This window comes from Vibrio sp. 10N.222.49.A3 (genome assembly GCF_041475145.1).
In the GTDB taxonomy this organism is placed as follows: domain Bacteria; phylum Pseudomonadota; class Gammaproteobacteria; order Enterobacterales; family Vibrionaceae; genus Vibrio; species Vibrio tasmaniensis_A.
The window spans coordinates 1-21,345 of sequence record NZ_JBFRVM010000039.1 but is presented as its reverse complement, the minus strand read 5'-3'; the positions used below and the strand labels follow the sequence as shown (position 1 = coordinate 21,345).

Annotated in this window: 20 protein-coding genes; 11 read left to right on the top strand and 9 right to left on the bottom strand. The window is 44.6% G+C overall.

Translation table 11 applies throughout. The features are described 5' to 3' along the window. Nucleotides 1-207: 207 nt before the first annotated feature. Nucleotides 208-684, bottom strand: coding sequence for a YHS domain-containing (seleno)protein (locus tag AB4589_RS08375; RefSeq protein WP_009846117.1), 477 nt, complete (start codon nt 682-684; stop codon nt 208-210). A 110-nt stretch (nt 685-794) separates the two neighbouring features. Between AB4589_RS08375 and AB4589_RS08370 the strand changes: the two genes are divergently transcribed. Then, the gene (locus AB4589_RS08370; protein WP_372100117.1) at nt 795-1,634 is read left to right on the top strand and encodes a cupin domain-containing protein; all 840 of its coding nucleotides are present in this window, start codon (nt 795-797) and stop codon (nt 1,632-1,634) included. A 161-nt stretch (nt 1,635-1,795) separates the two neighbouring features. Here the strand turns inward: AB4589_RS08370 and AB4589_RS08365 are convergent, their stop codons facing one another. Together AB4589_RS08365 and AB4589_RS08360 are read right to left on the bottom strand one after the other, a co-directional pair. After that, complete coding sequence (locus AB4589_RS08365; protein WP_372100116.1) at nt 1,796-2,836, bottom strand: acyltransferase; 1,041 nt, start codon at nt 2,834-2,836, stop codon at nt 1,796-1,798. A gap of 123 nt (nt 2,837-2,959) precedes the next feature. Beyond that, nucleotides 2,960-3,916, bottom strand: a complete 957-nt coding sequence (locus AB4589_RS08360; protein WP_372100114.1) for an AEC family transporter — start codon at nt 3,914-3,916, stop codon at nt 2,960-2,962. Between the two features lie 161 nt (nt 3,917-4,077). Here AB4589_RS08360 and AB4589_RS08355 point away from each other — a divergent pair, with 161 nt between their 5' ends. Together AB4589_RS08355 and AB4589_RS08350 are read left to right on the top strand one after the other, a co-directional pair. Next, complete coding sequence (locus AB4589_RS08355) at nt 4,078-4,671, top strand: TetR/AcrR family transcriptional regulator (RefSeq protein ID WP_004732750.1); 594 nt, start codon at nt 4,078-4,080, stop codon at nt 4,669-4,671. 239 nt (nt 4,672-4,910) lie between these two features. Then, entirely contained in the window at nt 4,911-5,759 is an 849-nt protein-coding gene (locus AB4589_RS08350; RefSeq protein WP_371707002.1) for an alpha/beta hydrolase, read from the top strand. Nucleotides 5,760-5,896: 137 nt separating this feature from the next. Here AB4589_RS08350 and AB4589_RS08345 read toward each other — a convergent pair whose 3' ends face one another. Further along, on the bottom strand, nt 5,897-8,431 hold the full coding sequence (locus AB4589_RS08345) for a glycosyl hydrolase family 18 protein (RefSeq protein WP_372100112.1): 2,535 nt from the start codon (nt 8,429-8,431) through the stop codon (nt 5,897-5,899). Between the two features lie 438 nt (nt 8,432-8,869). Beyond that, nucleotides 8,870-9,334: a DUF2850 domain-containing protein gene (locus AB4589_RS08340; protein ID WP_017092427.1), complete on the bottom strand. Its 465-nt coding sequence runs from the start codon at nt 9,332-9,334 to the stop codon at nt 8,870-8,872. Nucleotides 9,335-9,641: 307 nt separating this feature from the next. Here AB4589_RS08340 and AB4589_RS08335 point away from each other — a divergent pair, with 307 nt between their 5' ends. Next, nucleotides 9,642-9,923, top strand: a complete 282-nt coding sequence (locus AB4589_RS08335) for a pyrimidine/purine nucleoside phosphorylase (protein ID WP_017082986.1) — start codon at nt 9,642-9,644, stop codon at nt 9,921-9,923. A gap of 241 nt (nt 9,924-10,164) precedes the next feature. On the opposite strand, the gene AB4589_RS08330 is transcribed toward AB4589_RS08335, so the two are convergent. Further along, nucleotides 10,165-11,037: a pirin family protein gene (locus AB4589_RS08330; RefSeq protein ID WP_372100110.1), complete on the bottom strand. Its 873-nt coding sequence runs from the start codon at nt 11,035-11,037 to the stop codon at nt 10,165-10,167. Between the two features lie 177 nt (nt 11,038-11,214). Here AB4589_RS08330 and AB4589_RS08325 point away from each other — a divergent pair, with 177 nt between their 5' ends. Beyond that, nucleotides 11,215-11,496, top strand: coding sequence for a hypothetical protein (locus AB4589_RS08325; RefSeq protein ID WP_004732756.1), 282 nt, complete (start codon nt 11,215-11,217; stop codon nt 11,494-11,496). Between the two features lie 28 nt (nt 11,497-11,524). Here the strand turns inward: AB4589_RS08325 and AB4589_RS08320 are convergent, their stop codons facing one another. After that, nucleotides 11,525-12,715 carry a GGDEF domain-containing protein gene (locus AB4589_RS08320; protein WP_135454450.1) on the bottom strand — a complete coding sequence of 397 codons (1,191 nt, stop codon included), beginning with the start codon at nt 12,713-12,715 and terminating at the stop codon, nt 11,525-11,527. A gap of 352 nt (nt 12,716-13,067) precedes the next feature. Between AB4589_RS08320 and AB4589_RS08315 the strand changes: the two genes are divergently transcribed. The 6 genes from AB4589_RS08315 (at nt 13,068) to manA (ending at nt 20,305) form a co-directional block, all read left to right on the top strand. Beyond that, a complete protein-coding gene (locus AB4589_RS08315) occupies nt 13,068-13,406 on the top strand; it encodes a DUF1840 domain-containing protein (RefSeq protein ID WP_065583564.1) in 339 nt (112 codons plus the stop codon). Nucleotides 13,407-13,808: 402 nt separating this feature from the next. Continuing rightward, entirely contained in the window at nt 13,809-15,203 is a 1,395-nt protein-coding gene (gene uhpT / locus AB4589_RS08310; RefSeq protein ID WP_017094229.1) for a hexose-6-phosphate:phosphate antiporter, read from the top strand. A 147-nt stretch (nt 15,204-15,350) separates the two neighbouring features. After that, nucleotides 15,351-15,959 (top strand): transcriptional regulator UhpA, encoded by a 609-nt coding sequence (gene uhpA, locus AB4589_RS08305; protein ID WP_004732761.1) that lies wholly within the window; start codon nt 15,351-15,353, stop codon nt 15,957-15,959. Next, nucleotides 15,959-17,455 carry a signal transduction histidine-protein kinase/phosphatase UhpB gene (uhpB, locus tag AB4589_RS08300; protein ID WP_280543740.1) on the top strand — a complete coding sequence of 499 codons (1,497 nt, stop codon included), beginning with the start codon at nt 15,959-15,961 and terminating at the stop codon, nt 17,453-17,455. The genes uhpA and uhpB overlap by 1 nt, the downstream gene beginning before the upstream one ends. Before the next feature lie 8 nt (nt 17,456-17,463). Further along, a complete protein-coding gene (locus tag AB4589_RS08295; protein WP_208774425.1) occupies nt 17,464-18,804 on the top strand; it encodes an MFS transporter in 1,341 nt (446 codons plus the stop codon). A 295-nt stretch (nt 18,805-19,099) separates the two neighbouring features. Next, nucleotides 19,100-20,305: a mannose-6-phosphate isomerase, class I gene (manA, locus tag AB4589_RS08290; RefSeq protein ID WP_372100107.1), complete on the top strand. Its 1,206-nt coding sequence runs from the start codon at nt 19,100-19,102 to the stop codon at nt 20,303-20,305. A gap of 11 nt (nt 20,306-20,316) precedes the next feature. On the opposite strand, the gene AB4589_RS08285 is transcribed toward manA, so the two are convergent. Beyond that, the gene (locus AB4589_RS08285) at nt 20,317-20,826 is read right to left on the bottom strand and encodes a GNAT family N-acetyltransferase (RefSeq protein ID WP_372100105.1); all 510 of its coding nucleotides are present in this window, start codon (nt 20,824-20,826) and stop codon (nt 20,317-20,319) included. A gap of 96 nt (nt 20,827-20,922) precedes the next feature. Further along, a complete protein-coding gene (locus AB4589_RS08280; RefSeq protein ID WP_009846137.1) occupies nt 20,923-21,180 on the bottom strand; it encodes a YdcH family protein in 258 nt (85 codons plus the stop codon). Nucleotides 21,181-21,345 lie beyond the last annotated feature (165 nt).

The following is a 21,345-nucleotide window of genomic DNA, read 5'->3' as shown; positions in this document are numbered from 1 at the left end:
ATAGAATAAAAATGGTTTTGATTCGTGCTGAAATCGCACTGATTTATCTCTGATTTGAGCGTTACATCGCTGTTATCTTGGTGTTATCAATAATTGGCTGCTTATTTGTATTTGAGCCGTGAAAATCAAAACGGAAGCGTTCGGTCGCTTCCGTTTTGTTAGTGGGCAAAGGATAAACGTTGAAGGCTAGAACCTAGCTCTTAGAACTTAAAGCTTGTAGGCTTCCACGGTTTTTATAGTGGTCCAATTGCTGTTGGCGTCTTGGATGAATTCTTGCGTATTCTCCAGCCAACGCTTTTGAACTGACTTATCTAAGTTTAAGTACAGCTTCCCACCTTCTACTTTCCAAGCTAGTGGGTCCGTTTCAAATTTCTTACCCATTGCCACACCAAAGGCACAATAGCCACCATATTGAGGCGCATAAGCCGATGGGTTAGATCGGAATTCATCTCGGTTTTCACTGCTCACAAAGTTATAAATCGCATTCTTATAAGTCGCTGTGAATTCAGATGTGCCTTTAACTGGCCCCTCATTGGCAAAGTAAGCAACAGGGTCATAACCTTTAATGGCGAGATCATTGTTGTCGACACTCATATCAAGGTCTGCTGCCATTAACGAAAAGCTGGTTCCTAGTAACGCGGCCAATAGAGTGATTTTTTGACTGGTCGATTTCATGTGTGACATATCAAGTTCCTTGTCAGTGTTGGTTATTTTGTTTGAAGTAATTTAGCCCACTTGTCCGGTCTATAAAGGGACAAAAGAACTAAAAACTAAGCGAATCGTTCGGAGGGTGCATGGATCTGCTGTCACAATTAATGGAACACTTCTCGATACGCACTGGCGTTTTCTATTCTGGAAACCTGTGTGGGGTGTCGTCATTTAACGCGCAACAAGGCAAAGAAGGGCACCTTCATGTATTAAGCTCGGGGGAGTTGACCTTGTCTGGTGCTCATACGGAATGCCGGCTGCTTTCTCAGCCCTGTATTATTTACCTGCCGAATACCACACCACATGCAATTGAAGGTGTGGGAGAGGGTGCAGAGCTTGTGTGTGCGAACGTGGAGTATCGTTCAGGGCAGATGAATCCTTTATTATCGGCTCTGCCCGACATGATAGTGATTCCGTTTGAAGATGCACCGAACTTAATGCCTGTGATTGAGGTGCTGTTTCGAGAGTCGGGGCAAGCATCTTCAGGACAACAATCGTCAGGGCAGCAATACCTAATGGACAAGTTGAGTGATGCGTTGATGGCGTTGATTTTTCGTCATCTCATTGAACAACAAAAAATCGATAGCGGCGTTTTCTCTGCTCTTGCACACCCAAGGCTTGCTACTGTGGTGACGGCTATTCACCGGTTGCCTGCTCGTCACTTTTCGGTTGCAGAAATGGCGTCATTGTCTGCGATGTCTCGTACTCAGTTTATTGAGGCGTTCAAGCGTGAGGTGGGTGAAACACCGGGAGATTACGTGCAAAAGTGGCGCGTTTCCGTTGCTCAATCTCTGCTACTGCAAAATAAGCCCATCAACTGGATTGCCGATGAAGTCGGTTACAGCAGTTATTCAGGTTTCTCACGCGCATTTCAGCATGTATCGGGTGTGTCACCACGTCAGTGGTTAAAAGAGAGTAACGCATAAGAGGGAAAGGGATGTTGGAGTTTAAAGTTGCCAGTGAAAGCGAGTTAGTGCTTTCACTGGCAAGGCGAACCTCGTTGCAGAAAAGAATGTTGCATCATCAAGGCAAATTACAGACTGAGGGGTTTCACTAGGCCTGTAATACGTCGTTGGCTAGATGAGCACTAACGAAGTAACCAGTGGCGCAGTGGCGTTTTTTCTATACCAGCGATCAATATAAAGCTCAGGGTAAAGGTGCCGAAGAACACGGTGATGTCTTTAGCGAGCTCAGTGATGCCCAATACTCCGCAGACATTGAACAGTAAAATAATGATCAGCAGATGGCAAACGTAAATACCCAGCATACGATTCGAGATAGCGCGAACCCATGCGTAATCGCCGATGTTTGGATTAACTAAAAGCCACATGAACACACCAATCCCCCATAACGCTGTACCAAACAAGAAATCGTGAATATTAAAGGCGATATCAAATTGGGTTAGCCATGCCGCTTCGGCAAAGTGGATGACCATGCCTAACGCCAATAACCCTAATGCTTTGGCTGAGGACACTTTCCATTGATGCTGACGAATGAGGAAACCTAAGGTCACCATTAACGTGCTGAAGAACGGACCGTTACGTGTGAAGAAAGGGGCACTAAGGTCGGTTAAGCTTGTGTAGCTGCCCGCCAATACACCATAGACGTAAAGCAGAATGGCCACCGGCAGTAGAAGCTTATCGAGCTTCATCTCTACCATCAAGGCGATGATCAAAACCGCGCACACAAGGGCGGGAATGAACCATAAATGTACCAACCCACCCTCTAAGAAAGAGTTGAGTGGGGTATTCATTAAGAAACCCCAATAGCCTTCACGTTCACCTAGATAGCCAAATTCTTCTACTTTCGCGAGATTGAATGGCATCACTAAGCAAATGATGCTCCATGCCAACCAAACTTTGAGTAGTGGTTTAGAGTAATTGATGACGGTTTGCCACGGGGAGGCAGTCAGCTTGGGCTGAATAAGGTAACCGGAAATAAGGAAGAACAGAGGTACCGCAAAACGAGCGGTTTGGTTGAGCACATAACCGATCCAAGGCACTTCATCTATTTGCCAATAAGTGAGTGCCATTTGGCCGAGCAAACCAATGATCGCCAAGATAGCAATCACTCTGCCTAACTCGATACTGGCGATGTGTTGTGAAGGCGTATGTTGAACGGAAGACATATCAGATCTCTCAGTAAAATTTTTACGAAATCTAGCAGCCTTTATGCCCAACCAGTTAGTCCTAAATCAAGGCTTATGACCTTTGTTTCAAGGCTTGTGTCGGTTTTTTGAAGCTTGTCGCAGCTATATTAAATCCATTGCAGTGAGTGCAAATATACCTAGTGTACAAGTGATAAGAGAAACAACAGTAGTAAGAGCGATGATGTTAGCCGCGAGTGTTGAGTTTCCTCCCATCGCACGCGCCATAACATAGCTTGCCGCTGCCGTTGGTGCTGCGCTCATCAAGAAGATAAGTCCGAGATCGAGCCCTTCAAACCCTAAGTACCAGCCAGCCAGTGTAGTCAGTAAAGGTGACGCGATTAACTTGTAACTAGAGGCGAACCACGTAGACAACTTTTCTTGTTTAAGCGAACTAATATCTAGAGAACCACCAGTACAAAGTAGAGCCAAAGGCAAAGTCATGTTGGCAAAGTATTGCCCAGCATCAGTCACCATTTTTGGAATGGGAATTGAAAGTGCATAGAAGACGACTGCTAAGAAAATAGCGATGATTAACGGGTTTTTGGTGATGGACTTGGCGATCACTTTAATGGCTTTAGCGCCGGTGTCTTTGCCTTTGGGTGTCAGTGCTATCACGGCTTGAATATTATACAGCACGGTCAGAGATGCGACATAGATAGCAGCCAATGCCACGCCTTGGTTGCCATAAATATTAGCCACGTAGGCGAGGCCGATGATCGCGGTATTAGCGCGGAATCCACCCTGGATGATCACACCTTGATCTTTAGAGCTTTTGAATACTAACTTGGTTGAGAAAATCGTGAACAAGAAAAAGATAAAGTTAGCGATGACGCCAAACGCAACTAACGCGCTACTGGCTGAAAAGTTGTGATTCGATTGAACAATACTCAGAAATAGCATTGCGGGCAGGGTGACTTGAAATACCACCTTAGATGCGACATCAATGAAATTGTCATTGATTAAGCCGATTCGCTTGAGCATCACACCGAGAAACAGCATTAAACAGATAGGGCCTGTTACCGACGCCGAAAACGCAAACTGTTCCCAAAGTGTGTTCATTGTTTTTCCTTTGTTAGTCGATTTCAATTTCCTATGAATGCTGTCGCATTTTTCCACAGTTCTTTGATAAGACAAAATGAATACCAAGGGTTAAGTAAAAAATCTTGAAAAAAAGAACGAACGTGCTAAAAATAATGTATCAGATTTATTATTGGTGAATAATGAGCAAGGGAAAGATAACCAAAGAGTATATTTTGAGCCATGCATTCGCGCTTGCGAGTGAGAATGGGCTTGAGAGTTTGACGATTGGCGAGTTAGCCAAGCAGTGTGGCATGTCTAAGAGTGGCTTGTTTGCACACTTCAACTCTAAAGAAAACCTGCAACTCTCTGTACTCGAGTATTCCAACGCCATATTCACCGAAAGAGTCATCATTCCCGCAAGAGAGCTGGGAGATGGTGATATTGAAGCGAAATTGAAACAGCTGCTCGACAATTGGTTGGGCTGGAATCATTCGTTCCAAGGCAGCTGCATGTTTATTGATGCATGGAAAGATGCAGGCAGCGAAACGTCTGTGATTCAGAAGGCACTGCAGAAAACCATTTCAGTGTGGATTGATTACTTGACGATTCAGGTAGCAAAAGCGGTTGAGAGCAAACAGTTCAGGGCCGATTTAGATCCAAAACAGGCAACCTTTGAGTTATATGGCCTTTATTTGAGTGCGAACTTGTTCTACTCGTTACGAGGTCAACAAGCGAGCCACACCCATTTTTGGAGTGGTGTAGAACGCTTGGTAGCCAGTTGGAAAGCGGTTTAATACATACAGCAGGTTAACTCGTAAGCCACTTAGCTCGCAAATCATGAAGTTCGAAAATCATGGAATTCGCAAAGCATGTGACCTTGCTTAGTTAAGGTTTGCAAAAGATTTTAAGAGAAGTGGCGGCAAGCAGTCATAAATAGCGTTTTCGCCATTTTTTATACTAACAAATAGCACGGTCGTTCGATTTTAGGGCCGAGCTCGATCCGCCAACAATGATGGCGATACAAGGAACGGTCATGAGTGACAAAATCTATTTCAATACATCGAACAAATTTAGCTTCAAGCGTAGCTTGATTGGCGCTACAACCAATCTGCACTACATTTTAGCGCCAAGTCATGCGAAGAAAACGGCACGTAAGCTGCTGCTCACTCCAATGCGTACTGAGCAGAAAAATGCCGATCCGCAAGGGCTGGTCAAGAGTGAAATCAATGGTCGTGATGGTGTTTTAAAAACCTACTCTTTGGGTACCGGTCCAGTTTGGGTGTTAACTCATGGTTGGTCAGGCACCGCGAGTCAGTTCTTTCCTTTAATGGAACATATCGCAGCTAAAGGTTTTACGGCTCTAGCTTACGATCATCCTGCTCATGGTGGCAGTGATGGGGTACATGGTCATATCCCTGCGTTTGTGAACGGTCTTGAAGCCATTCTCGATTCAGTGGGAGAGGTAGCAGGTTTGGTCGGTCATAGCATGGGTACCGCTTCTGCATTGGAATGTAAGCACGTTAAATTGGAAAACAAGCCGTTATTGCTGATTGCACCTGTACTGGATTATCTAGAAAACCTATTTGGCAGTGTTGCTCGTTCTGGTTACTCAATGAAACTGTTTGAGGCGGTAGTCGGAGAAGTAGAAGAGCAGTTTAACTACCCAATTCAGTCTGTGGATCCCTATGGAAAGCTAGCGCTTCGTGAGTCTCAGACGATCATTGTTCATGATGAGCAAGACAAGTTTACTAAGTTTGATGTCTCTCAGCGTGCAGCTAATGAAATGGATCGTGTCACCTTAATCGCGACTCAAGGTCAAGGCCACGGACGAGTGATGAAGTGCCCGCAAGTGTTCGAGAGCTTTGATAACTTGATTGGCTAAGCTTAACGAGCGCAAGTCAGTAGAACGCCAGTTAAGAAAACAAATAATAAAAAGGCCAACCAGATATTCTCTGGTTGGCCTTTGATTTAGGGATTTAGTTGATGCTTAGTCAGTATTTAACTAAGCACTATTTTTAGTTAGCAGCTTGCTGGACCGATCTCTTTCCACACGCCCCATTGGCCTGTCGTTGTTGGATCTTCACCTGTTGTCCACCACTTCGCTTCCCAAACTTTACCGTCTTGAGTCACTTGATCACCGCCATTGTAGACCGCGCCTGAATCCCAAGCGTTAGTACACGTACCGCCGCCTGTGGTTTTCTTCAGGACTTTCACTGAAGTAGCCGCGACTGATGTATCTGTACCATCACTCACTGTCACAGAGAAGTTCAGTACCGTGTCTTGCGTGTATTCCGCCGCGACAAAGCTTACTGAAGCGCCTTGAACAGTAGCATCAATACCTGCAGGTACATCCCACGTGAAGGACAGCGTGTCTTGGTCTGCATCGCTCGAAGCTGAAGCATCAACCACGACTACATCACCCGAATTCACTTCAGTCGGAGCCGTAACCACAGCTACTGGAGCGGTATTAACTGGACCTGTGTCTTTAGGGTTTACCGTTACCACAACGGTGTCGGTGGACGTTGCGCCTTCGTTGTCTGTTACGGTTAGGCTGAATGTCAGAGTCTCTTGTTGTGTGACTTCCACTACATCGAAACTCGCAACAGCCGCATTCGCGCTGGCCAGAGTTACCGCCGTTCCGCTTACTTGTGACCAAGCGTAGCTCGCAATTGTACCGTCGCTGTCTTTTGAAGCGCTGCCATCTAGAGAAACAGAAGCAGGGCCTTCAACCGATTGATCTGCGCCCGCTGCTGCGGTTGGTTTACGGTTTACAGGGTCAGTAGTTCCAACTGCTAGACCTTCATGCATCGCATTTAGGATATCGCCGTTATCCGCATCAATTTCCCAAGAGAATAGACCCGCAAGGCCAAGGCTACGAACGTATGCGCCTTTTGCTTTCACTGAGCGGTCATCATCAAATGTGATCAACTTGCCTGAAGTACGGTTCCAAACGTAAGGCGCATCTGCCATTTCGTCGTAGCCATATTCAAAGCCGTTGATGCCTTGGTTGTTTGCACCAAGCATGTTCGCTTTTATGCCTTTGTAGTCAATAACGCCATCTTCCCATACGCCTTGCGCAGAGCTGCCGGTTAGTTTGCCATTACCCACGCCTGTCATTGGATCGCTAGGATCTGAAAGTGATGACGGTAATACGCCCTCCCAACCACGACCGTACATTGCTGTACCAACCACAAGTTTGTTCGCTGGAACGCCTTGCGCAAGAAGCAATTGGATGCCGTTGTCTGTAGTGTAAGCAGGGCCAGTGTACTGTTCGCCATTTTCATCAAGGCCTGTGCCATCACATTGGCCAGGGCGCATGAAGTTACCGCAGTTGAGTGCTGTTTGGTGACCTAAGACGTTGTTCCAACCGCCGTAGAAGTCGTAAGTCATTGCGAAGATGTAATCCATGTATTGGATAGCATCGCCGTAGTTCACGTCTTCAATCTTATCGTGACCAACACCGATCGCTGATGTTAGCTCGTAAGTACGGCCGTTCTCAGCTTCTAGCTCATCCAACATAACGCGCAGTTCTGCCATCAATGCAATGTAAGCAGGGCCGTCATTCACAGGGTCACCAAGATCGGGAGCAGCACCGCCTCCACCTGGGAATTCCCAGTCAATATCGACACCATCGTAGAACTTCCATGTATTTAGGAACTTCTTAACCGATGCAACGAACGTGTCGCGGTTCGCTTTTGTAGTGAAATCGAAGAACGGGTCAGACAGTGTCCAACCACCAATTGATGGAATGATTTTCAAGTCTGGATTGCGCTGTTTTAGCGCCATCATCATTGCGTAGTTACCCTTGATAGGTGAGCTGTATTCGTGCCCAGCTTGCGGGAAACTTTTTTGGAAAGCTGCCCAAGGGTCATGAATCACCACTTCGTAATCGTTTACACCCTGACAGGCTGTCATGAGTGCGTTGTAGCTGTTGCCGCCTACCGATTTTACTGATTCATTTGGACCACAAATTGGGATGAAGCCATAAAGGATATGGGTCAAGTTGTCAGCGGGTAGGTTATCAACCGTGTAATCACGACCATAAATACCCCATTCCACAAAGTAAGTGCCTACTACCGTGTTTGGGTCGGTGTTGTATGACTTATTGTTCGGATCAACATTCATTGCAAGTGGCGCTAAGTGTGAACCATCAGTATCTGCAATCGTGATCTGAGCGGGAGCACTCTTGGCGCAGCCTGTTTCGTCACACGCCTCGATTTCCATCTGAAATAAGCCGCCTTGGCCGTATTCGAATGAAGCTGTAGTTTGGCTACCAGTAATAGGGCCAGTGGCAACTTTAACGCCATCGAAGTAGATGTTGTACGTGTTTCCTGACGTTCCGCTCCATTGGTTGAACTTGACGTCGACCTTTGCTTTGTCGTGATATTTAACCATCTGGTTGTAGCCTGATGTGGTTTCCATCGCGAGTTCAATTTTAGAAAACTGCAGGTTGTTGGAACCGTACATGTCGATGCTAGGTGCTGTTGGAGCAGCTAATGCTGTACCAGATAGCGCTAGAGCAATGCTTGCCGCACAGGTATTTATACGAATCATACTATTTCTCTCATTCCTTGAAGGTTACGAGAACCAAATGGCCCCATAAACGGCTCCAGTCAGTTTTGAAGGAGCTTCCCAGTCAGTATTCGAGAGAGTTTTAATTTTATAACTGAAAATAAATCCGTTTTCGATGGACAACTAAAAAATAGTATTTCGTTACAATTCTGTTGCTTAATGAGTGAGAGGCTGAGTCCATGTTTTATAAAATAAAACACCCTTCAGAAGTAAAATCTCATAAGTGAAAATCCACGACATGAAGTTATGCAAAGATGCGACAAACGATAAGAAAATATCGCAAGTTGAAGCAGTATCACAAAGCGAAGTGTGCTGGGTGAGCGGTGCAGATCGGTAGGTAAATATGAAAGTAGTGATGCGGAGAATACTTTTTACGGAGAAGACTATTATTTAGACGACTGAAGAAGACTGAGAAGGGGATTATCTTTTGAATTGCTCGGCTAAGGAAGCGCGTCTTTGTTGCATAACACTGTGGGTATCACCAGCTGCAGTATCCTCGTAGCCTTCTTTAATAAATTGCTGAGATGGTACGCTTGGCTCTAGTCGCTTCAAGCGAGGAGAATCGTAAGTACCACTGATGGTGTAAACGGTGGTTCCAGAGCCTGTGCTAATCGTGACAATCTTGCCATCAAAATCAAACGAGGTAGCAATGAGGCGATGATTCATCATCACACCATTATCTGAAAGTGTCAGGGTATCAGTATTGTAAGGTGGTGCTGCAATCTCTATCCATGTGCCATAGACATTGCTTGGGCTGACAGATTGTTGGTGGGCTTGGTAAGCAAAATAGCCCGCGGTGAGGGCAATCATAAAACCAGCTAATAGGAAGCTGTAGAGTAACGAGTTGGCAAATAAATCTCTGCTTTTGACCGACTTTTTTGCCATTATTTCTTCATTTCCCCACTGATATTATTTTAGATTCTATTAACTAAAACCTTAGTTTGCAAAAATTGTTATAAGAGTTAGAAGCAGGATCGAATGTTCCAATAAATTTGGTTGCGTTGGCGATTTTTTGCCTAATTCTTTGGTATTTACGTTATCAATGAAAGCGAATTCAAGAAATGCCTAAGCTATGCGTATTTATTTCTTGTAGGACAGTCTCGAATTGGTTAAAACAATTATCACCTAGATTTACGCATAGGCTCATTCGTTGAGTCCAATAATTGCAATTTTGAGATAACAAGGAAGTACAATGATTAAAGAAAACACATACTTTGAAGGTGGCGTTAAGTCATTAGCGTTTAACCAAGCTGGTGCTGATGTGAGTGTTGGTGTGATGGAGGCTGGCGAATACACGTTCGGTACTGCGGCTCCAGAAAAGATGACCGTTGTTAAAGGTGCTTTAATTGTAAAGCGTGTTGGCGATGATGACTGGACGACATACCAATCTGGTGAGTCTTTTGACGTTGCGGGTGATTCTTCATTCGACTTACAGGTAAAAGAAGCGACAGCTTACCTGTGTGAATATCTGTAACTCGCTCTAAATTCGTTTAATCAGGGCATCGTTTATCTCTGATTTAATAGAAAAAAAACCACGCTCTAAGAGCGTGGTTAAATAAGTGATAGTAACCGGCAGTGGATAGTGTCACTTGTTTTTGCAGTCATCAAATGGATGACCAAATCGTTGTTCGTTGCAAAATATCTTCAATCTTCAATCTTCAATTCAAAGCTCAATTCAAAATTCAATTCAAAATTCAAAGACAGACATTGGTAAATCAGTAAGTCTCAAATACGCCGTTGTTGTAATCCTGAATCGTCTGTTCAATCTCTTCCATTGAATTCATGACGAACGGACCATAGTGCACAACAGGTTCATTAATCGGTTCACCAGAAAAAACCAGTACACCTGAATCTTCTAAGCTGTCTAAAGAAAGCCATTCAGCTTTGGTGAGCAGGGCAAGCTGACCTTGCTTGATCACTTTGTCGCCGATCTTAATGCTGCCTCGGTACACATAAGTCATGGCATTGTGATTAACATTAGTCCCTAACGCCACTTTTTGCCCAGCATGAGAGCGCCAATCCGCAACGCTTAATGGCACACCTGTTTTCTGTAATGGACCCTGCACTCGTGAAGCCTCTGAATCATCGTCAGTTTGGTTATGCAGTTCAAACCCACCGGCTATCACTCTCAATAAACCACGTTGTTCACTTTGGTGTTCTGTAATGCTTTCACTCTGGAAGTCGTGATATTGCGCGGGCAGCATTTTGTGTGACGCAGGCTGATTTATCCAAATCTGAAAGCCATGCAGTGCGCCTTCTTCCATCATTGGCATTTCGCTGTGAATAACACCACGACCCGCGGCCATCCACTGTGCGCCACCGCTGCGTAGCTCTCCAACATTCCCCATGTGGTCTTTGTGTTGAAAGTGACCTTGGAGCATGTAAGTGAGCGTTTCTATACCACGGTGAGGGTGCGGAGGAAAGCCTCCAACATAGTCTTTGCTTTCATCTGACTTAAGTTCATCAATCATCAAAAATGGAGAGAAACGCGTGTTATTGAAGCCAGCGAGTCTTTGGATTTTGACGCCATCACCATCGGAGGTGGCATGTGCTGCAATCACATGATCTACTGTTCTTACACTCGTCATTTTGAAACCCTCATAAACTTGAATAGCTGTAGTTTATGTAATTCGATTTAAAAAGAAGATGGCATAGCGTTGAGTGACTTATTCGAAAATTTTGAACAGGTAACAATAATGTTGAACAGGTAACAATATGAAATTATGCCTATACTCAATATAGAGTAGACCGCCAAGGAGGCCGCTATGGCAGTACAGCAAAAACATGGCGAAAGGCAAGGTCGGATGGGCTTTGATAACGACTTTACAACGGAGCAAGGGCAGCGTTTTACCGAGGTTGCGAACAGCGCGGTTAAACGTCGCGTGAAAAAGCGTGCGATCGAAGCACCGTTTATTCAGTCGGCTAAGCAAGCTGCTTTTAAAACGGTAGTGAGACCTAGAGGCAATAACCCAAACCGAACACGACAAGTCATATGGATGATTGTGATCGGGTTAGTGAGCCTATGGCTTATGTATATGGCAGGTTAGTGCGTTTAGCAGTCAGCGATATTAATGGTTAACGTTGACGCGTTTTTAACAGCGTAACATTGTTCCCTTCGACTTTTGCTTCAAGACAATCTTCAAGCTCAGATGAATCCGATTCTGAGAAGGTTAGGTTCGTCGGTAGTTCTTCGATCAATGTCGATACTGGATTGTCGTGATAATAAGCGTATCGGTTTTTTCCTGAATGCTTAGCGACATACATCGCTTTATCAGCACATCTCGTCAGTTCATGTAGCTCTTGAGCATCTTGCGGATACAAAGACACCCCCACACTGAGCGTTAATTCCTTGATTCTCTCGTTTGTCTGGCAACCACTTTCGAATAACCCACAAATCCTATCTAAAATACCGTCTAGATCTTTACGAGTTGGTACATCGTAGAGCATCAAAACAAACTCGTCGCCAGCAAAGCGCGCAATCGAATAGTCGTATTCATGGCTTTTTCTGTCTCTGGTTCGAATGTTGTTACTCAAGCGATTAGCAAAGTGCTGTAAGACACTGTCTCCTACGTCGTGCCCGTAGCTGTCGTTAATGCCTTTAAAGTCATCAATATCTAAAAAGACCAATGCCGTAAGTGATCGCTCACTATCCACTGTCGCAAGCTTTTCTACCGCCCAGCGCTCAAAGCTCCAACGGTTGGCCAATCCGGTAAGTTGGTCTCTGTAGGCCAGATCTTCAATGCCTTCTTTATAAAGGCGTTGGATATAACTGACGGCTTTTGTGTAGTAATAAGCGGATGTGTGACACACCAAGCTCATAGTAAACAGGCTAAGAATAAACCGATGTGTGCTGTTAAATGGCAGAGAAAAGTTATTGGGCATTGCCGTAATCAAGGTGCTGATAAACAAACAAAATGAGGTGCTAAAGATGATTCCAATTCTGAAGTCATTGATAAAAATCACCGCCGCCAGAATAGGGTAGAGCCAAAGAATTCGGTCAGGAATGGCGTGACTGTACAAAAATAGGATGACCCCTTGAACCAGTAAAACACCGCTCAGGACCAATTCGGAATATTCAGGGTTAATGACTTTTCTTACGTAAAATGCATTGGAGATAGCGATCAGTGCAAAACACAATTCGAAAACCGACAGTGTGTAATGTTGGCCTTGGAAGTAAGCCCAAGTGTAGAAAATGAATAACGCAGCGGCAGTCAGTGAAAAGGAGTGGACAATTTTTTGCTTGCGGGTGGATCGTATGTCCGCCATTTCTTCTAGGTGTCTGCCGACCAGCCTTTTCATGTGATTTGTGCCAAAGATTTTGATAATGGAGTTAATAGTAGATTAAATAATAAGCTACGCAGAGGTTTAGATGGCTATTTAGTGTGATTGTTATCAAGGTTTTATATTAAAAAGCAATCAACCAATAATAAATAGTGATGTGTATCACTGACGGCGCAAGCTTGTCCGAGCGTGAGGATAATCAAGGTTCGATTTGGCAAAAGCGATTTAGTTATTATCTACTTGCTTTCCAATGATTTACTCAACATAGTTTGTATATAGCTAAATGCTTGTAGATAGCTAAATGTTTATAGATACCTAAATTTGATAGAGGCTCATTATGTTAATTACCTTTAGTTGCAAGGCTCATGCTAGCGTCACGATGTTTGGTGAGGTAGGTCTTCAGTTCATTAAGATGCTTGGACATAGTGGCGCTATTCCAGGAGCCATTGATGCTCCAGACGTTCCTCAAGCTCTGGATAATTTACGTACTGCGATAGCCGCAGAGCAGAGCAAACCAATCGAGCAAGAGAATGCTGATGACGATAATGAAGAAGAAGTTGTTGAAGCGCCTGTCAATATCGGTAGCCGAGCTTTTCCGTTGGTTGAACTGTTGAAAGCCGCTATCACAGAAGAGTGCGAAGTAATGTGGGAAGACGGCAGCGGTAAACGACTGTAGTTCGATTCGCGCAAAACGTAACAAGCCTATCGAATCTATTTTAATAGGAATGAATGTTGAGCCAGTATCGGGCATACCATGGAGTTTGATGGTGATGAATCGACACTGGCGCTTTTTTTAGGCGAAGTGTTTCACTTGTGTCTGTTCGTTTACAAAGTTCATCAGCCTTGAAATGAGTTACTTTTGTTATCGTAATATCAATACATAACAGACCGTAAACAAAGTGATGCTGTTCACGCTTTCTTGACTCCCAATTCTGAACTAGGAATTTTTCCTAGTTATTCTAAGACCCTCTCTCATGCGGTCGATTTTTAGACTCCTTATTATTTCACGGTCAACTAACAAAGAATGCATGGTCGCAATTATGCCGTGCAGACCTCATAAATAATAAGAGAGTTCACAATGTTAAAGTTCCTAGATCAGGTTCGAAAACCGACACTGGATCTTCCGGTCGAAACTAGAAGAAAAATGTGGTTTAAACCCTTCCTACAATCTTACCTAGTCGTGTTCATTGGTTATCTAACCATGTATTTGATCCGTAAGAACTTCAATGTCGCGCAAAACGACATGATTTCTACTTATGGGTTATCAATGACCGATCTAGGTCTTATCGGTCTTGGTTTCTCAATTACTTATGGTATTGGTAAAACCGTCGTTTCCTATTACGCCGATGGTAAAAATACCAAACAGTTCCTGCCATTCATGCTTGTCCTTTCTGGTATTGCCATGTTGGGCTTCAGCTTCAGTATGGGTGGCGGCAGCGCTAGCTTATTCATGATGGTTGCCTTCTACGCATTGAGTGGTTTTTTCCAAAGTACGGGTGGCCCTTCAAGTTACTCAACCATCACTAAATGGACGCCTCGCAATAAGCGTGGTTCATATTTAGGTCTTTGGAATATGTCGCACAACGTGGGTGGTGCGGGTGCTGCTGGTGTTGCTCTGTTTGGTGCCAATTACCTATTTGATGGCAACGTTGTTGGTATGTTCGTTTTCCCATCTATCATCGCGATTGTGGTCGGCTTTATTGGCATGCGTTTTGGTAATGATTCTCCAGAAGCATACGGCTTAGGTACAGTTGAAGAGTTGTTTGATGAAGAAATTAGCGAAGAAGATACTATCGCTGAAGAAAATCAAATGACCAAGAAAGAGATCTTTGTTGAATACATTCTAAAAAACAAAGTGATCTGGTTACTCTGCTTCGCGAATATCTTTTTATACATTGTTCGTATCGGTATCGATCAATGGTCTACCGTTTACGCGTATCAAGAGCTAGGTCTATCAAAGGAAACGGCGATTTCAGGCTTTACTCTGTTTGAAGTCGGTGCTCTGGTTGGCACATTGATGTGGGGTTATTTATCAGACCTTGCGAACGGACGTCGTGCTTTAGTTGCTTGTGTATCGCTTGGATTGATTATTGTCTCTCTAGAGTTCTACCAAAATGCAACGAGCGAGTTCATGTACCTAGCGTCACTGTTCGTACTTGGCTTCCTAGTGTTCGGTCCTCAACTGTTGATTGGTGTTGCTGCGGTAGGTTTTGTACCTAAGAAAGCAATCAGTGTTGCTGACGGCGTGAAAGGCACATTTGCTTACCTAATAGGTGACAGCTTTGCCAAACTTGGCCTAGGTATGATCGCGGATGGCACGCCAATTTTCGGCTTAACGGGTTGGAAAGGGACATTCGCAGCACTCGATACGTCAGCTGCCATTTGTATCGTGTTATTGCTATTCGTTGCGGTTGCGGAAGAGAAGAAAATTCGTCACGCGAAGAAGATGCACCTAGCGGCTCAAAACGCGTAATTATTATCACGTGCTTTATTTGATTAAAGCACGTGAGATCATACCAATCGCTAGTTCGATTCAGTATCATCTCTATCAATAAACTTAATATTAAATAGCTCCTGTCGGGGCTATTTTTCTTTCTTACTCTTAATTCTGGTTAATATCATGATTAATGTTGCGCTTGTTGATGACCACGTCATTGTTCGTTCGGGCTTTGCTCAATTACTCAGTCTTGAAACTGATATTACGGTCGTGGGTGAATTTAACTCTGCGGCAGAAGCGCGCCTCGGATTGCCAAGTTGTCACCCTGATGTCGTTATCTTGGATATTTCAATGCAGGATGAAAGTGGCTTGAGCTTATTGGAAGAAATTCCATCAGGCATTGCCAGTATCATGCTGAGCGTGCATGACTCTCCGGCGATGGTTGAGAAGTCATTAGAGTTAGGAGCCAAAGGTTATCTCAGCAAGCGCTGCAGCCCAGATGAGTTAATCCAAGCCGTACACACGAGCGCAAATGGTGGCTGTTATCTCACGCCCGATATCGCTATAAAGCTTGCGACACCCATGAAGAATAAAGCCTCTTTAAACCAACTCACCCGCCGAGAAAGCGAAGTGTGTCAGTTATTGGCAACGGGGCTCGATGTGAAATCTATCGCCGTTGAGCTAGGAGTTAGTCATAAAACGGTGCATGTACACCGTGCCAATGCCATGGACAAACTCAATGTTAAGAACAACGTTGAGTTAGCTAAATTGTTCACTCAAGATCAGTACTAATGCGCTCCTATCTAGCCACCTCACTATGTGGGGTTTTTATGGCTGGCTGTGCATGGTTTTGTTTATGGGTTATTGCCTTCTATTTTATTAATGACCCTGAGTTAGCCATTCTGCTTTTCCCATTCTCACTTCGATTGGGAATGACGCTGCACACTCGCACTCACTATTGGCCTGCTATCTATATTGCAGAGTGGGGACTTGCGATCGCGTTAGCGTTATTGCTTGATGAACCCCAATGGCTGACCATACTAGTCGCCAGTGGATTAAGTATTCCTGCCACTCTATTTGCCAAGCGTTATTACTATGGTGATCAAAATCGTCACTTGTTAGTGATGGCGAGCTTAATCATGGTTACCGCATTAATTAACGTTGCCGTGGTGGGTTCTCATGTTCCAGCCGTTTACATGGTGTGGTTAGCGAGTATCACGGGTGGATTGATGCTGGTACCTATGTGTTATCTGGTCTGGAACTATCTATTCCAAAATAAGTGGGCGCCACTGAGCTCTTACTTAATCCATAATGTTGTAGAGTTCAAAATCCGTCACATCGCTTTATACAGTGTGTTGCTGGTGGCCAGTATTTTGATACAAACCAGCTTGCCTGATGAACTAAGGCGCTTCGCCCCATTTTGTATGGCGATCCCTATTATCTTGCTGGCCGTACGTTACGGATGGCAAGGCGCTTTACTGGCGACCTTGTTAAACAGTGTTGCGCTGATTGCTGCTCATAGCGGAACGTCCAAACTCGAAATTACCGACTTACTCTTGTCTCTATCGGCTCAAACTATTACCGGTATATTGCTGGGCCTTGCGGTTCAAAAGCAGAAAGATCTCAACTCCAAATTGCGAAGCGAGCTTTCCAGAAACCAAAACCTTTCACGCCAGCTAATAACAGCTGAAGAGTCGGTTCGTCGTGATATTGCGCGTGAGCTGCATGATGAAATTGGCCAAAACATCACGGCAATTCGTACGCAGGCAAGCATTATTAAACGTGTCGATGCGGCTGAGATGAGCGTTCGCTGTGCGGGGACGATTGAGTCATTGTCTTTGAATGTTTATGACACCACCAAACGCCTACTTACAAAACTAAGACCTAAGATGTTGGACGATCTTGAACTAAAAGATTCCGTGGAACAGCTTATTCGAGAGATGGAGTTTTCGGATCACGGCGTTGATATCCAGTTAAATTGGCAAGGTGATTACTCGTGTTTGAGTGACACGCTTAAGGTCACTATCTTCAGGCTGTGCCAAGAATCTCTAAACAATGCCTCTAAATACGCCAACGCGAGCGAAATCAGAATTGAACTGATTCTAGATGATCAGGCTTATCTTCGGATCTCAGACAATGGCGTTGGTTTTACAGCGCAAGACCTTCTCAAGGGAATGGGGGTTCGTGGTATGCAAGAGCGAGTTCAGGCGCTCGGTGGCAAGATGACAATCAACGCTAATGGCTCATCTTCGGGTACCAATATCAGCGTTACATTACCTAAAGTGTGAGAACGAATATGTTTGGATTTCTGCGCTCAACAATGTCAAAGAGTGATGCTCTAACTGATGATGAGGTCAATCAGAGTTATCGCTACTGGCGCCTCCACATCATGATAGGTATGTATGTCGGCTATGCAGGTTTTTACTTTACTCGTAAAACCTTTAATTATGCCGCGCCAGCCATGATCACCGACCTTGGCTTGGACAAAGGCGATATCGGCTTAATTGGCACGCTCTTTTATCTTTCTTATGGCTTATCTAAATTTATATCAGGCACGATATCGGATCGTTCAAACCCTCGTTACTTCATGGGGCTTGGCCTAATCGCGACTGGTCTGATAAACATCGCGTTTGGCTTTTCGAGTTCGTTAGCGGCTTTCATCTCGCTTTGGGTACTGAATGCGTGGTTCCAAGGTTGGGGCTGGCCATCGTGTTCCAAGTTATTGACGACTTGGTATTCTCGCTCCGAAAGAGGCTTTCGCTGGGCTATATGGAATACAGCACACAACGTTGGTGGGGCGCTCATTCCTATTCTCGTGGGTTATCTAACGCTGCAATTCAGTTGGCGAGCTGGGTTTATCTGGCCGGGGGTGATTGGTGTATGTATCGGTCTTATCGTTTGCTGGCGCTTACGTGACAAGCCCACCACCATGGGACTCCCGACGGTAGGGAAGTGGCGCAGTGACCACCTAGAGTTGGCGCAAGAGAACCATGGACAAGGGTTAAGCTATCGAGAAATATTGAAAACCTATGTGTTCAGCAATAAGTACATTTGGTTGCTCGCCTTTAGCTATGTGCTGGTTTACATCGTAAGAACGGCAGTTAACGACTGGGGTAACTTATACCTAACCGAAGAACACAATTACAGTTTGATAAACGCTAACGCTGCCTTGTCTCTGTTTGAGATTGGCGGTTTCGTTGGTTCACTTGTTGCTGGGTGGGGCTCGGATAGGCTGTTTGGTGGCAACCGCGGTCCAATGAACATCTTGTTTGCCATCGGCATATTTCTTTCAGTTTCTGCATTGTGGTTGATGCCTTTAACCAATTTTGTGTTTCAAGCGGCTGGGCTGTTTTGTGTCGGCTTTTTTGTTTTTGGTCCTCAAATGCTTATTGGCATGGCGGCGGCAGAATGCTCGCACAAAGACTCTGCTGGGGCGGCGACAGGTTTTGTTGGCTTGTTTGCTTACATGGGTGCAGCACTTTCTGGTTACCCATTAGCGCTCGTTCTAGAAACTTATGGCTGGAGTGGATTCTTCATTACCATCTCGACTTGTGCGGCCGTTATTGGCTTGCTGCTACTGCCTTTCCTACAAGCTCAATCACCTCAGAAAAGTGCAGAGGTTCGCTCTGGCTTTTAAGGACCCTTCCCGATAACAAGATAGTCGCTGGTGTTTGTATTGTTGCTTGCATCGCTATTGCAACCGGTGCGATACAAGCCGCTATCTTATTCTCAGCGCTATCTACGCGTGATATTCAAATGTGACTCTTTTCACGCTTTTCATCGATCTCACCTGTTTCTAAGAATTTTTCCTATTGCGCCTAAGACCTCATCTCATGTGGGTTCTAGCTACTCTCTGTAGTCTTTCTAATTATTTACGTTATTAGAAATCAGCTCTCTGAATTGTGTTCAAAGAGCTCACTACGGAAAACGCCATGTCACTCAGCCACTTCTCAGAATACTCATTTTTCCCAATGGAAAACACCATCCAAAATTATGCATGGGGGAGCATTTCTTCGATACGTGAACTGTTTGGCTTTCAGAATGAGTCACAAGAGCCGCAAGCGGAAGTTTGGATGGGAGCGCATCCAAAAGGTTGCTCAATGGTTAGGCTTGACCAGCACTTGGTGCCTCTCTCTGAGCTGATTAACAAGAATAAACCGGCCTATCTATCAAGTGATATTGCGCAGGAGTTTGGTGAGCTGCCGTTCTTGTTTAAGATCTTGGCAGCAGAAAAAGCGTTGTCTGTTCAGGTTCACCCAAACAAGCGTCAAGCTGAAATTGGCTTTGCTAGAGAAGAGCAAGCAAGCATTCCTCTGACCGCAGGGCATCGTAATTACAAAGACTCGAACCACAAACCTGAATTGGTTTACGCGATCACTGAATACCAAGCGATGAATGGCTTTCGAGAGTTCGAGGAAATATTAGGTCTGTTCAAAAAGTTGGATTCGAGCGAACTGGCTGGTTTGGTTGAAGAGTTTGGTAGCAATCTTGATTCTCTAGGCTTAGAAGCATTTTTCCGTGATCTGTTAACTCTAGATGACCAACGTAAACACCGTGCATTAGAGCAACTTCTGACTTACGCAGCATCTCATCAAGACCAAGCTGAGTTTGCTTTGGTTACTGAGCTTAGCTACCAGTACCCGAACGATATCGGACTATTTTGTGTTCTGTTGCTAAACTTGATCACACTAAAGCCGGGTGAAGCGATGTATTTGAATGCAAACACTCCGCATGCTTACATTAAGGGAACCGGGCTTGAGATTATGGCAAATTCAGACAACGTGCTACGAGCCGGTTTAACGCCAAAACACATTGATGTCGCTGAGTTAGTCGCCTGCACAAAATTCACGCCAATTCCGTTCGAACGCTTGTTGTTAGCACCTTCAAAGTTAGGTCAATGTGATCGCTATGATATTCCGGTTAGTGACTTTGATTTCAATATCTTTCATAGCCCAAAGCAAGAAGAAGTCATCACAAGTGGCGCTGAAATTTTAATGGCAATAGATGATGACCTAGTGCTAATGAGTCAGAAAGGCGAGCACTTAACCCTCACCAAAGGGCAATCGGTATTTATCCCAGCTTATATTGGCCATTACGAATTGAGCAGCAAAGGGCGAGTGGCGAGAGCGTTTAATTAGCGAAGTCGCTTCTAGTTTAAATAGAGAGTCATCCCCACGAAATTAGTATCACTATCATCAACAATTTGGTAGTCAAGCGCCTGATAAAAACTGATGGCGCGGGTGTTACTTCTAAAGCTCGACAGAGTGACTTGGTTTCGTTGCTCTTGATGGGCTTTTTCGTGGATGCGTGACATGACTTTTTTACCAAGAGACTGATCTTGGTATTGATGGGAAATGATCAGAAGGTGAACATGGTATGCGTTGTCATAAGGCTTAAAACACACAAGTCCAACCCTTTGTTTTCCTAGGTATACCCAATGAAACCAAGAGGGATTGTACTCGTTTAAAAGTCGTTGACGTTGGAAGTCGTCATCCCATCCGAAAACGCTATCAACGTGGATGAAAAGCCCTTGCTTAACACACGCAAACAGTTCTTCGAATTCGAGATTTGAAACGAGCTGGAATTGTATGTTCTCTTCTTCTATTGTCACTCTGCTCACTTCCTTATCAAACGCTTTCGAATAAGCAAACAGTAACATAATTGAAGAAGCCGAATTAGCTTAGATTTGCGCTGTTATGAAACCAAAAAGCCATGCGTAGTGCATGGCTTAGAATAAAGTATCGGATTGATTTTTCTATACGATCTTAAGCGCGTGATGGCGCGTGAGCTGTTTGTGTAGCGAGTCTTTTAGCTCCATGCGTTCTACTTTGAGGTTGTGCATGCTGTCGTCATCGATAGGGCTGCCAGAGATTTCTAGCTGACGGATGTCGTAGTCGAGTTGGTGGTATTTCTGCATGTCTGCTTTGAATTTTTCGTCGTCGTGGTTGAGCTGAACAATGTCTAATTTAAGATCTGGGAAATCTAAGATAAAGGCATGGTTTTCATTGAGCATTGGCACTTCCTCTCTAGTCGGATTTTTAGGGCGTGTTGATCTTTCGAGCTTGTTTTTGCGGCGAATTGCTGGGTATTTCTACAAGGCAGAGGCTTTGATGTGTAGCTAGCCTACATGAGAGGCCGATAACGTAGTAGAAATAACCAGCAAACGCTGCCCGAAGGG